The organism is Haloterrigena salina JCM 13891 (genome assembly GCF_000337495.1).
GTDB classification, from domain to species: domain Archaea; phylum Halobacteriota; class Halobacteria; order Halobacteriales; family Natrialbaceae; genus Haloterrigena; species Haloterrigena salina.
This window is the reverse complement of the sequence record NZ_AOIS01000063.1, coordinates 71,793-84,556: the sequence shown is the minus strand read 5'-3', so window position 1 is coordinate 84,556 and position 12,764 is coordinate 71,793. Positions and strand designations below refer to the sequence as shown.

General features: G+C 64.6%; 12 protein-coding genes. 5 read left to right on the top strand and 7 right to left on the bottom strand.

Annotated elements, in window-relative coordinates:
• Positions 1 to 280: 280 nt before the first annotated feature.
• Positions 281 to 505: a hypothetical protein gene (locus C477_RS19760; protein ID WP_008896330.1), complete on the bottom strand. Its 225-nt coding sequence runs from the start codon at positions 503 to 505 to the stop codon at positions 281 to 283.
• A gap of 265 nt (positions 506 to 770) precedes the next feature.
• Here C477_RS19760 and C477_RS19755 point away from each other — a divergent pair, with 265 nt between their 5' ends.
• Complete coding sequence (locus tag C477_RS19755) at positions 771 to 965, top strand: XapX domain-containing protein (protein ID WP_008896329.1); 195 nt, start codon at positions 771 to 773, stop codon at positions 963 to 965.
• Between the two features lie 25 nt (positions 966 to 990).
• On the opposite strand, the gene C477_RS19750 is transcribed toward C477_RS19755, so the two are convergent.
• The 6 genes from C477_RS19750 to C477_RS19725 form a co-directional block, all read right to left on the bottom strand.
• The gene (locus C477_RS19750; protein ID WP_008896328.1) at positions 991 to 1,179 is read right to left on the bottom strand and encodes a hypothetical protein; all 189 of its coding nucleotides are present in this window, start codon (positions 1,177 to 1,179) and stop codon (positions 991 to 993) included.
• Between the two features lie 83 nt (positions 1,180 to 1,262).
• Positions 1,263 to 3,101 (bottom strand): FAD-binding protein, encoded by a 1,839-nt coding sequence (locus tag C477_RS19745; RefSeq protein WP_008896327.1) that lies wholly within the window; start codon positions 3,099 to 3,101, stop codon positions 1,263 to 1,265.
• Positions 3,102 to 3,103: 2 nt separating this feature from the next.
• Positions 3,104 to 3,985: a succinate dehydrogenase/fumarate reductase iron-sulfur subunit gene (locus C477_RS19740; RefSeq protein WP_012942141.1), complete on the bottom strand. Its 882-nt coding sequence runs from the start codon at positions 3,983 to 3,985 to the stop codon at positions 3,104 to 3,106.
• A gap of 1 nt (position 3,986) precedes the next feature.
• Complete coding sequence (locus tag C477_RS19735; RefSeq protein WP_008896325.1) at positions 3,987 to 4,352, bottom strand: succinate dehydrogenase hydrophobic membrane anchor subunit; 366 nt, start codon at positions 4,350 to 4,352, stop codon at positions 3,987 to 3,989.
• Positions 4,352 to 4,747 carry a succinate dehydrogenase, cytochrome b556 subunit gene (gene sdhC, locus C477_RS19730; protein ID WP_008896324.1) on the bottom strand — a complete coding sequence of 132 codons (396 nt, stop codon included), beginning with the start codon at positions 4,745 to 4,747 and terminating at the stop codon, positions 4,352 to 4,354. The genes C477_RS19735 and sdhC overlap by 1 nt, the downstream gene beginning before the upstream one ends.
• A gap of 193 nt (positions 4,748 to 4,940) precedes the next feature.
• Positions 4,941 to 6,047 (bottom strand): succinylglutamate desuccinylase/aspartoacylase family protein, encoded by a 1,107-nt coding sequence (locus C477_RS19725; RefSeq protein WP_008896323.1) that lies wholly within the window; start codon positions 6,045 to 6,047, stop codon positions 4,941 to 4,943.
• A 173-nt stretch (positions 6,048 to 6,220) separates the two neighbouring features.
• Here C477_RS19725 and C477_RS19720 point away from each other — a divergent pair, with 173 nt between their 5' ends.
• The 4 genes from C477_RS19720 to katG all read left to right on the top strand — a co-directional run bounded on the left by C477_RS19720 (position 6,221) and on the right by katG (position 12,688).
• On the top strand, positions 6,221 to 6,970 hold the full coding sequence (locus tag C477_RS19720) for a GNAT family N-acetyltransferase (protein ID WP_008896322.1): 750 nt from the start codon (positions 6,221 to 6,223) through the stop codon (positions 6,968 to 6,970).
• Between the two features lie 370 nt (positions 6,971 to 7,340).
• The gene (locus C477_RS19715) at positions 7,341 to 8,810 is read left to right on the top strand and encodes a flippase (protein ID WP_008896321.1); all 1,470 of its coding nucleotides are present in this window, start codon (positions 7,341 to 7,343) and stop codon (positions 8,808 to 8,810) included.
• 150 nt (positions 8,811 to 8,960) lie between these two features.
• Positions 8,961 to 10,346 carry a RimK family alpha-L-glutamate ligase gene (locus C477_RS19710; protein ID WP_008896320.1) on the top strand — a complete coding sequence of 462 codons (1,386 nt, stop codon included), beginning with the start codon at positions 8,961 to 8,963 and terminating at the stop codon, positions 10,344 to 10,346.
• A 203-nt stretch (positions 10,347 to 10,549) separates the two neighbouring features.
• Positions 10,550 to 12,688 carry a catalase/peroxidase HPI gene (gene katG, locus C477_RS19705; RefSeq protein ID WP_008896319.1) on the top strand — a complete coding sequence of 713 codons (2,139 nt, stop codon included), beginning with the start codon at positions 10,550 to 10,552 and terminating at the stop codon, positions 12,686 to 12,688.
• The last annotated feature ends 76 nt before the right edge of the window (positions 12,689 to 12,764 follow it).

Sequence of the window (12,764 nt, the reverse complement as noted above, 5' to 3'; positions counted from 1 at the left end):
TGCGGTCGCTGCGCGACCGCACTCGGCAAAATCTCGAGAGAGAGAGAGCAAAGCTCTCTCGGACCTCGCGGGATCGAAGATCCCGCTTAGCGTTGATGAAAAGCACTCCTCCCTCCGTGCCTCACTCCTTTCAGTCGTTCGTTCACATCGGTCGTCGGCCCGCTCGCGGTAATCGACCGTGCAACTGCCTTCCCTCCCCCGAGTCACGGAGTCGACGTCATTTCGGCAACCCCGCTCCCGGCCAGTTCGCTGAGTTAGAGAGAGTGAGAAATCCGCGTCTTTAGGCCAGTGTGAAGCCGGAATCGGTCCGCTCGAGGTGGCCGCGGTCCCGAAGGGTGCTGGTGATCGAGAGGACCGTTCCCTTCTTGACGCAGAGATCGTCGCAGAGGCGTTCGGCCGACGCGGTACCGCTCGCGGCGACGTAGAGGTAGACCAGTTTCGCCTGTGCAGAATCCAGACTCGTCGGTATCGAAACGTCGATCCCCTGTGGTGACTGTGACGCCATACGCCAGAGTCTGTATTTCGACGATAATAAATCTCAGCTACAACGATCGTCGAAACACAGCGGGCAATGCGGAGACGGTTAGCAGTTCGACAGACCGGATACGGCTGGAAACGGTCTGAACGGCTCGATACCGACCGCCCTCGAGATGAGACGATCGACGTGACCGAGATTTCGCATGTGATCTGCCAGCACACAGCTCCAATCGGCGGAACGCGGAGGGGCTAGACGCATCGCTTTTGTAGATACCGGAGCAAACCAACACGAAATGTCGACCCAGCTCGCCGTTCTCGCCCTGCTAACCGGAGCGGTCACCGGTGCGCTCTTTCGCCTCCTCAACGTTCCGATCCCCGCACCGCCAGAGCTCCCCGGGATCATGGGGATCATCGGAATCTACGTCGGCTACAGGGTGATCGACCACTTCGGCGTCGGCATCGATCTCCTCGAGACGCTGAAGCTGTGAGACTCGTCCGGGACAGCCCCGCCGTTCAGGAGTTTTGGCCGAACGTCTCTAGCTGGGAGAGCAGCCACGTGACACAGATGATGCCGGCAAAGATGCAGTATCCGGCAAGGGGAATGTACACAATTAGGGGTATCGAGTCGCGTAACAGGTAGCCGCTGGTCACGAGCACCGGGAGGAGAATTAGATTCAGACGGACGAACCGTTCGAGACCCATCTACGTACACCAAACGGGACCGCACATATAGCAGTATTGTTATGCCTCGACGGGCGACGGCGGCCGAAATCGCAGCGGACGCGTTAGTAGCTGCGCTCTTTCGGCTCGTAGGTCTTGTCCTGGCCCTCGAGGATGACCGGCCGGTAGAAGATGTCCGGCTGGCCGTCGTTCCAGGAGATCAGCGTGTGCTTGAGCCACTCGTCGTCCTTGCGCTCCTGGTGTTCCTTGCGCCAGTGGGCGCCGCGGAACTCGTCGCGGACGAGCGCGCCGAGCGCGATGGTCTCGGCGACGTCGATCAGGTTGCGCGTCTCGATGGTCTGCTGGAGGTCGGTGTTGAACGTCCGCGAGGGGTCGTCGACGTAGACGTTCTGGTACTCTTCGCGGCACTCGCGGATGATCCGCAGCGCCTTCTTGACGCCCTCTTCCGTCCGGAAGACGTTCACGTAATCCGTCATCGCGTTCTGGAGCTTCTGACGGATCTCAGCGTGCTGGACGCCGTCGTCGCGGTCCATAAGAGTGTCTACGCGCGTGCGGGCTTGCTCGACCTTGCGCTCGACGATCCCCTGGGCGTCGGCTGCGACGCCGCCATCGGCCGCGACGCCGCTCGAGGTATCGAGACCGGCGTCGCCGGGCTGGACGGGCAGTTCGGTCTCGGTCTCGTCCTCGACGTCGTCGCCGTAGCCCGTCCTGATCTGGGGCTCGCCCAGGTCCTCGCCGGCGGCGTGGCGGCCGGCGCGCTTGCCGAAGACGATCAGTTCCGGCAGGGCGTTGCCGCCGAGGCGGTTGCCGCCGTGGACGGAGACGCAGGCGCACTCGCCGGCCGCGTAGAGGCCGTCGACGCAGGTCTGGCCGTTCTCGTCGACCTCGATGCCGCCCATCGCGTAGTGCTGGCCGGGCTTGACCGGCATCGGCTCGACGAGGCCGTCGACGCCTTCGAAGTCCTCCGCGAGGTGGAGGATGTTCTCGAGGCGGTCGAGAATGCGCTCCTCGCCCAGATGGCGCATGTCGAGGTGGACGTACTCGTCGTCGACGCCTCGGCCCTCGTTGACCTCGGTCAGTTCGGCGCGAGCGACGACGTCCCGGGAGGCGAGCTCGCCGGAGTTGTTCGCGTAGCCGTGTTCGAACATGAACCGCTCGCCCTCGCTGTTGTAAAGGATGCCGCCTTCGCCGCGGACGCCCTCGCTGATGAGGACGCCCGTCGAGGGCAGCGAGGTCGGATGGAACTGGATGAACTCCATGTCCTCGAGCGGCGCGCCCGCGCGGTAGGCCATCGCGTGGCCGTCGCCGGTACAGGAGACAGCGTTGGTGGTGTGGTCGAAGGCCTGCCCGGGACCGCCGGTCGCGAGGATGACGCCGTCGTTGGCCTTGAAGCCCTCGACGTTGCCGGACTGGACGTCGTAGGCGACGACGCCGTGACAGCTTCGGTCGTTGGGCTCGTCCTCGTCGGAGGTGGCCAGCTCCATGACGTACCACTCGTCGTAGACCTGAATGCCGCGCTTGACGACCTGCTCGTACATCGTGTGCAGCAGGTGGTGGCCCGTCTCCGCACCGGCGTAGGTGGTCCGCGGGTAGGAGAGGCCGCCGAACGGTCGCTGGGAGACGCGTCCGTCCTCCTCGCGGGAGAACGGCATTCCCCAGTGTTCGAGGCGCATCGTGTCCTCGGGGGCGTCCTGGGCGAGGGTCTCGACCGCGGGGGCGTCCCCGAGGTAGTCCGACCCCTTCATCGTGTCGTAGGCGTGGAGTTCCCAGTCGTCGCCCTCCTGGAGCGCGGCGTTGATGCCGCCCTCGGCCGCGCCGGTGTGGCTGCGGACCGGGTGGAGTTTCGAGACGATCGCCACGTCCGATCCCGCCTCGTGTGCTGCGATCGCTGCCCGGAGGCCGGCGCCGCCGGCGCCGACCACGATTACATCGTGTTCGTACATGGTTACCAGAACTTCAGGTTCTTCTTGACTGCTTCCCGCTTGAGCTCCTGAATGTGCTCGGTGAGCGGAATGTCCTTCGGACACACCTCGGTACAGGAGAACTGGGTCTGGCACCGCCAGACGCCGTGTTCCTGCTCGAGAATGCGGAGTCGGTGCTCCTTGATCTCCTCGCCCTCGCGGTCGTCCATCGCGAACTTGTAGGCCTTGTTGATCGCCGCCGGGCCGAGGTAGTCGTTGTCGCCGGCCGCGATGTTACACGAGGACATGCAGGCGCCACACCAGATACACCGCGAGGACATCTTGATCTTCTCGCGGTTCTCGGGACTCTGGCGCTGCTCCTCTAGGTCGGCCGGGTTCGGCGTGTCCTCGTCCTGGAAGTACGGCTCGACGGTGTGCATCTGGTCGTAGAAGTGGTCCATGTCGACGACCAGGTCCTTGACGACCTCCTGGTGGGGCAGGGGCTCGATGCGGATCGGCTGTTCCAGATCCGCGATCTGAGTCTTACACCCCAGTCGCTGCTTGCCGTTGACGAAGAAGGCGTCCGATCCGCAGACGGCCTGCCGACAGGAGTGTCGGAAGGTCAGTGAGGAGTCGTAGGTGTCCCGCGCGTACATGACCGCGTCGAGGACCGTCATCCCCTTCTCGAAGGGGACGTGGAAGTCATCGAACCGCGGTTCCTGTTTGCCCTCGACCTCGGGGTCGTAGCGGAACACCTTGATGTGTACCGTCTCGCCCTCGAGTTCGTCCTCGGGGGTCGTCTGCTGGTCGATATCGCCGCCCTGCTTCTCTTTCTCGTCGACCGGCGACTCGGCCCCTCGCATTTCGGGGTCTTCCGGTGCCTCTTGACTCTGCGGTTCCTCCGGTTGTTGTTGTTGAGTACTCATATTAGGTCCACCCCGCCATGGTAGTCGCAACGTAGATTCCCTGCGCGATGAGTGCAAGGCTCGCGATAACAAGCACTGCGAGGACGACTTTCTTCTGCGTTCCGTCCAGCCCCTGGTTGATCAGAGCGTTGTAGACGCCGTTGACGCCGTGAAAGGTCCCTGCGACCAGGAACAACACCATCGTCAGGAAGTAGCCGACGTTCTCCATGCGGGCCTGGGTGCCGGCGAACTCGATCTCCGCGGCGTGGTTGACGAAGTGCAGGAGGAAGAAGTGAAAGGCAAGTACCACGACGAGAAATGCCGCCGTGATTCGCTGGAGTAGCCACGCGGTGCCGCCCGGCGCGAAGGAGGAGTATCGTTCCGCCATTAGAGGGTCACCCCGTCGAGGAAGGTCGGCACGCTCGCGACGGTGATGATCGCCGTCAACACCAGCGAGGCGTAGAAACTCTTGTCTTGGGCCTCCAGGCCGACGCCGAGGTCGACCATCAGCAGGCGAAGCCCGTTGAGGATGTGGAAGACTGCGACGGCGAGCAGTCCGACCTCGAGCACTCGAACGATAAACAGCGACTCGAGGCCGCCGATCGTGTTCGTGTACGCCTCCGGCCCGGTTAGCGAACTACTCAACACGGCGATGTGGGTAAACAGGTAGCCGATCAACATCCACCCGGTGAACTTGTGGAAGATCCACGCCCACATGCCCGCCGAGAACTCCTTCCAGCGACCGAAGTCCTCGATGAGACCGCGATTGTAAGACTGACTCATGCGCTCATGTTGACCGTTAGACCGCGGGGGTATAGAAGTTACTTTTATCTCTCTTGCCAAACCTTCCCTGCGAATAATAGTTAGAAGAAATAAATCGTCATCGGCCACAAATCACGAATTCGTTCGGGACGGGAGCGATCGTGTGACCGTTTGCCACAGACCGCCGCCGACGACCGGCGATCGGAGGCGCGGGTTACGCGCCGTAGTCGTCCGGACCGGCCGAGCGGAGTTCCGACCGCGAACTCGCCGTGGTCCGCTCGCGCTCTAGGGCCGTCCGCGTGTCCGGCGACAGCCCGACCAGGTGACATAGCGGGTTTCCGGGGTAGACCACGGGGTTCTCGAGGACGCCGACGATGAGGCCGGTAAACGGCGCCTCGACGGTGACGATGTCGTCTTCCTCCTTGAACGGGTTGGTGATCGTACAGATGGTTTCGCCCTCGCGGACGAACTCGCCGCGGCCGCGTTTCATGTCGACGATGCCGCCGGCATCGGCCCGGATCCAGGTCTTCTCGTTGTCGTCGTCGATGATGGTCCGCCAGCCGGGCCAGTGGACCGACGAGTCGAGGTGGCAGCCGAACTCGGCGAAGACGCTGGCGACGCCGGTCAGCGCGCGGTCGATCAGCCGACGCTGGAACCGGTGGGCTTCGCCCATCTCGACGGTGATCGTCGGGATGCCGGCCAGGGTCGCCTCGCGGCGCAGCGTCCCCGAGGGGCCCTCGCCGGCGATGATGACGTTCGAACTGAACGCCTTCGCGAGTCGGCCGACCGTCGGCTCTTCCATGTTGGCCCGCACGTGGAGCATGTTCGTCCGCCCCCGCGTCGACGTGTGAAAGTCGATGCCGAGGTCGCAGGGCTCGATGAAGTTCGTGAAGATCTGGTAGGCCATCCGCCGGGCGCTCGTCGAGCCCTCGCGACCGGGAAACGACCGGTTCAGGTCCCGGTCGTAGATCGGGAGGTACCGCTCCTGAGCGAGAAAGCCGGGGACGTTCATCACGGGCAGACAGATGAGCGTCCCGTGGAGTTCCGAGTGGTCCCAGTCGTGGGCCACCTCGCGGACCACCTCAATGCCGTTGAGTTCGTCCCCGTGAGCGGCCGCGGAGAGAAACACCGTCGGCCCGGGTCGTTCGCCGTTGACGACCGTGACCGGAATCCTGACGGGATCGCCGAGATACGTCTCGCTGATTCCGTACCGGATGTTAGCCGACTCGCCGGGATCGACCCGGCCGCCGTTGTACGTGAACGGCTCGGCCGTGCGGTCGGACGGACCGTCGTCGGGCGGTTCGTCCGTAACGTCGCTCATAACGATGGCTCGGCGGGTGGCAATGTGAATCTTCCCCTCGAGACCGGACGGAACGGTGCCGGAAACCGCCGGTGTAGATTTTACGTCGAGACGGCTCGTTCCGCTGAACTGAAGACGGGGAAAATCTCTCCCCGTGGGCATACGTTTTGTATGAAGACATGGTAGCATCGGGCATGGAGATTCGCGAAGCGACAGCCGACGATATCGACGCGATCCGATCGATCGCCCAGCGCTCGCTCGAGTCGACCTACACCGAGTTCCTCGACGAGGACACCGTCGCCGACGCGATCGAGCAGTGGTACGGCGACTCCTTCGACGACGTGCTCGAGGACGATCACGCGCTGATCCTCGTCGTCGAGAGCGACGGCGACGTCGTCGGCTTCTCGCAGAACGACCTGATCGGCCAGCGTTACGACACCGGCCGGATCCTCTGGCTCCACGTCGATCCCGATCACCGCGGCGGCGGCACGGGCGTTCGGCTGCTCGTCCGCACCCGCGAGCGGTTGCTCGACGAGGGTGCCGATCACGTACAGGGGCTCGTCCTCGAGGACAACGAGGGCGGCAACGAGTTCTACGCCGACAACGGCTTCGAACGGGCCGGCCAGCGGGAGGTCGAGATCGGCGACGAGACGTTCACGGAGAACGTCTACGCCGAAGACGAGATCGGCGAGGAGGGGTGGGGCGCCGTCGACGAACTCGAGAGCGACGGCGAGACGATCTACGTGAGCTACGGCGAGGCCGCTCGCGGCGCCAAGGCGCCGTTCTACAGCGCCTACAAGAGCGAGGGTCGTCAGGACCTGTACGGCTGGTTCTGTGGTAACTGCGACTCGCTGGAAAACACGATGGACACGATGGGCCGAATCGAGTGTAACAACTGCGGGAACCGCCGGAAGGCGACCCGCTGGGACGCGTCGTATCTTTGAGGGGCGGCCGTCGATACCGCACGGTCGCACCGTCCCCGTCTCGTACCGGACGGACTCGTTCGGTCGGGCTGTCGGGTGACCGCCGCACTGGCGATACGCCGGCGAACTGACCGGATCGAAGACAGTATGCGATCCGTACTCGGCTGGACGGTCGATCGGATGCGTCAAGCCGTCCGTTCGCTGCGGTGTCCGTCGACTGATTCCGATTCAGAGATACAGACTTAAGACGCCGTTTCAGCGATGGTACCGGGACGTTACACCTGTTGTCCCCGCATTACAATTGCCGACTCAGTCATCGGCGTAGAGACGACGGGTTCCCACGGTCGAGCGGCTGATCGACCGCGCGCAACCGAATACTCTCCCCTATCACATGAGTCGAGAGGACCACATCGTCCGCGGGTTCAAGGCAACGCTGCTCGCTCGAGCGATCTACATGCTCTCGAGCGCGCTGTTGATGTTCGTACTGGCGCGCTATCTCCTCGATCCCGACGGCTACGGGACGTTGTACTGGGTGATCGGGATACTGGCGATGGTCCGACTGGTCGCGGATCTCGGGATCGGCAAATCCGCGGCGCGATATCTCTCGGAGTACCGCGAGGACGATCCGGGCCAGATCCCGCACCTGCTCAGATCGACGATCACGTTCAAGATCGTCATCATGGCGCTGGTCGGCTACCTCCTCTTGGTGTTCCACGAGCAGCTCGCGGCCGCGCTGGGTCGGCCGGACGCCGCGCCGTTTCTCGCGGCCGGCGTGCTCTACATCGCCGTCTTCTCCTTTAGCACGTTCACGGAGATCGCCTTCCAGGGGTTCAACCACCTCCCGTACAGCGCCGCCGTCAGGGCGATCAGCGGCTTCTCCAGACTGGTCTTCGCCGTCGGCTTTGTGCTCATGGGACTGGGGGCGCTTGGCGCGTTCTTCGGCTACGTCGTCGGCTACGCGCTGTCGGCCGCAGTCGGGCTGGCGGTCCTTTACTACGCCTTCTACGCGCGGTACGACGCCGCAGAGACCCACGAAGAGGGGCTGACGCGACGGATGATCGAGTACAGCGTGCCGCTGACCGCGACGCGAAGCGCGAACGTCATCGACAAACAGGTCGACACCGTGCTCGTCGGCGTTATCCTAACTCCGACCGCGGTCGCGTTCTACACGCTCGGCAAGCAGATCACCGACTTCGTGCTCGCGCCCGCCGAATCGCTCGGCTTTACGATCTCGCCGAACTTCGGCGAACAGAAGGCCTCGAACCAACTCGAGCAGGCCAGGCAGATCTACGAGACGGCGCTGACGAACACGATGATGGTGTATATCCCCGCGGCCGCCGGGCTCGTGATCGTCGCCGACCCGTTCATTCCGATGGTCATCGGCGCCGAGTACGCGGGTGCGGTGCCGGTCCTGCAGGTCCTGGCCGCGTTCATCATCCTGCAGGCGATCACGAACCTGACCAGCGACAGCTTAGATTACCTCGGGCGTGCCCGCCACCGGGCGATCGCGAAGGGGGGGACGGCCGTCGCCAACTTCCTATTGAACCTCGTCCTCATCCCGACGGTCGGCGTCGTCGGCGCGGCCATCGCGACCGTCGCGACGCACTCAGTGTACGTGGCGGTGAACCTCTACATCGTCCACTTGGAACTCGAGCTCCGGCTTAAACGACTCGCCCGGTCGATCGGCGTCATCTGCGTGATCACCGGGATCATGGCCGGCGCCGTGTTGCTCGTGACGCCGCTGGTCTCGAGTCTCGTGATGTTGGTGGGTGCGATCGCACTGGGCACGGTCACGTGGGCCGTCCTCGTGGTCGCGAGTGGACTGGTCGATCCCAACGAGGTTCGGGCGGCGATCACGTGACGGCGCGGCGATCGCTCGTCCAGACTGCACGCTGATCGCATGCCCGACTTTCAGCTGGTACGAGTCCGCAAATCCGCGAGCGACGACCGGACGCCGGCGGTGACTGCTGCTGACAGTACCCTTTTCCCACCCGTCGTCGTGTGTTCGGGTATGGCTGTTTCCGATCCTGTCACCGTCGGGGTACTGAGTCTACACACGAGCAAAGAAACGAAAGCGATTCTCAACGCCGTCGAGGATCTGGGCCACGACACCGAGTGGCTGCGATCGGAGAACACGTCCATCAGCGTCACCGACGGCAGCGTCATCCTGGAGCCGGACGTCGACGTCATCGCGAACCGGATGCTGCTGTCGAACACCGAACAGCCCGCCGAGGAACTCGGGCTGGCGAACACGTTCGCGCAACTGGTACCGACGCTCAACGAGCCGTCGACGGTGTTGACGGCGATCCACAAGCTCTCGACGGCGACGACGCTCGCGGCCAACGACGTCCGAACCCCCGACGTCACCCTCGCGCTCAGCGGCGATCAGCTCAACGCGGCACGGGATCGGTACGGCGAAGAAGCGGTCTACAAGACGGCGATCGGCACCCACGGCGGCGGAACGTGGAAGGTCGGCCCCAACGATCCGATCAACGCGAAGGTCGGCAACCGCTACGCCTTCCTGCAGGAACTTATCGATCGCGAGGACGTCCGCCACCGCGACGTCCGCGTCTACGTCGTCGGCGGCGAGATCATCAGCGCGATGTACCGCTACGCGCCGGACAACGACTGGCGGACCAACGTCGCGCTCGGCGGCAGCGTCGAGGACGCGACCGACGACCTCCCCGAGGAGGCCCGCGACATGGCCCGCCGCGCGGCCGACGCCATCGGCCTCGACTACGCCGGCGTCGATCTCGTCGAGGGCGACGAGGGCTGGTTCGTCCTCGAGGTCAACCCGACGGCCGGGTTCAAGGGCCTCTACGAGGCGACCCAGGTCAGTCCGGCCCCCTACATCGCGAAGTTGGCGATCGAACGCGCCGGCGGCGAGGTCGACGAGGACCGCGTCAGCGACATCTCGAACGTCCTCGACGACTCCCGGCCGACCGCCCAGCCCGTCGAGACGTCGGCGCCGGACACGGAACCGAGCGTGATCGGCTACACCGAGGAGATCGTGCTCTCGGGGACCAGCGGCTCGAAGACCGTCCTCGCGAAGTCCGACACGGGCGCGACGCGGACGAGCATCGACACCGCCCTCGCCGCCGACATCGGCGCCGGACCGATCAAGTCCATCACCCGCATCCGATCGGGCAGCAGCAAACAGTCCAAGAGCCGCCCCGTCGTCGACGTCGTCGTCGGCGTCGGCGGCACCCAGCACACCGTCACGGCCAGCGTCGAGGACCGCAGCCACATGGACTACCCCGTCATCCTCGGCCGGGACATCCTCGGGAACTACCAGGTCGACGTCGGCCGTCGCGCGGACCGGGACGCACCGGACACGCCCGAAGAAGAGGAAGAAGAGGAAGAAGAAGCGGAAGTCGACGAAGCGACGGACGCGTAACGGACGCGCTCGAGTAGTGGCCGATAGCGATATTAACGAGGTTTGTTTTCAGTATCGGAAATAATATGGGGCGAATCGTGAATCGGAAGTCGCGATCGGTACATATATTATTCTCTGATCCCATCTTCCCTTTGTAGAGAAATCATGGCAGACGAGCATGCGGAACGCGGCGGCAACGGTGGTATTGTTGAGGTGACTCGAGCATGACTGAGTACGAGCGCAATCGAAACCACGAGTGGTGGCCGAACAAGCTGAATCTGGAGGTCCTCGACCAGAACGCCGAGGACGTCGGCCCGTACGACGACGACTTCGATTACGCCGAGGAGTTCCAGAAGCTCGACCTCGAGGAAGTGAAGGCGGACCTCAAGGACCTGATGACGACGTCCCAGGACTGGTGGCCGGCGGACTACGGCCACTACGGGCCGCTTTTCATCCGCATGGCGTGGCACAGCGCCGGCACGTACCGGACCACCGACGGTCGCGGCGGCGCCTCGGGCGGGAACCAGCGCTTCGCGCCGCTCAACAGCTGGCCCGACAACGTCAGCCTCGACAAAGCGCGCCGGCTGCTCGAGCCGATCAAGCAGAAGTACGGCCGCAAGCTCTCGTGGGGCGACCTGATCGTCCTGGCCGGGAACACGGCCCTCGAGTCGATGGGCATGCAGACGCTCGGCTGGGCCGGCGGCCGCGAGGACGAGTTCGAACCCGACGAGGCCGTTTACTGGGGTCCCGAGGACGAGTGGGAAGCCCCCCAGCACGACCGCGTCGACGAGGAGGGCGAGCTCGACGAACCGCTCGGCGCCACCGTGATGGGGCTCATCTACGTCGACCCCGAGGGGCCGAACGGCAACCCTGAGCCGCTGAAATCGGCCGATCGGATCCGTCAGGCGTTCGGTCGGATGGCGATGAGCGACGAGGAGACGGCCGCCCTCATCGCGGGCGGACACACGTTCGGCAAGGCTCACGGCGCCACCGACGACGACATCGGCGCCGAGCCCGAAGCGGCGCCGATCGAGAACCAGGGCCTCGGCTGGGCCGGCTCCGACACGGGCTCGGAGACGACCACCAGCGGCATCGAGGGCGCCTGGAACGCCTGGCCGACGATGTGGGACACCTCCTACCTCGACAACCTGCTCGACTACGAGTGGGAGCTGACCGAGAGCCCCGCCGGCGCCAAGCAGTGGCAGCCGGTCGAGGAGGAGGCCTACGACACCGTTCCGGACGCTCACGATCCCTCGGAGAAGCACGCCCCGATGATGATGACGACGGACGTCGCGCTCAAGCGGGATCCCGAATTCCGGGAGATCATCGAGAACTTCCGCGACAACCCGCCGCAGTTCCTCGACGCGTTCGCCCGGGCGTGGTACAAGCTGATCCACCGCGACATGGGCCCGTCGGAGCGGTTCCTCGGTCCCGACGTGCCCGACGAAACCTTCGTCTGGCAGGATCCCGTCCCGGACGCCGACTACGAACTGATCGGCGACGAGGAAGCCGCCGAACTCAAGGCCGAGATTCTCGAGACGGAACTCTCCGTCTCGCAACTGGCCAAGACCGCCTGGGCGGCGGCGTCGACCTACCGCGACAGCGACAAGCGCGGCGGCGCCAACGGCGCTCGCATCCGCCTCGAGCCCCAGCGTAGCTGGGAGGTCAACGAGCCGGCCGAACTCGAGACGGTCCTCGAGACCCTCGAGGAAGTCCAAGAGGACTTCAACGGCTCGCGCTCCGACGACGTGCGCGTCTCGCTGGCCGACCTCATCGTGCTGGGCGGCTACGCGGCCGTCGAGCAGGCCGCGGCGGACGCCGGCTACGACGTCGAGATTCCGTTCGAGCCCGGACGAACCGACGCCTCCCAGGAGTGGACCGACGAGGAGTCGTTCGAGGCGCTCAAGCCGAAGATCGACGGGTTCCGCAACTACTTCGGCGGCGACCACAACGAGCCGCCGGAGGACCTGCTGGTCGACCACGCCGACCTGCTCGACCTGACGGCCTCGGAGATGACCGTTCTGGTCGGCGGCATGCGCGCGCTGGACGCGAACTACCAGGACTCCGACCTCGGCGTCTTCACCGACGAGCCGGAGACCCTGACCAACGACTTCTTCGTGAACCTGCTCTCGATGGACTACGAGTGGGAGCAGGTCTCGGAGGGCGAGGAAGTCTACGAACTGATCGACCGCGAGACCGGCGAGGTCGAGTGGAAGGGGTCCCGCGTCGACCTCCTCTTCGGCTCGAACTCCCGACTTCGCGCCATCTCGGACGTCTACGCGGCCGAGGAAGAGAAGTTCGTCGAGGACTTCGTCGACGCGTGGCGCAAGGTCATGACCAACGACCGTTTCGACCTCGAGTAGGGACTCGAGCCGTCACCACTGACTTCGTCTCACCCTCGCCTTCTCGTTCGACGCGCCGTTCGCATTGTGATCGGTC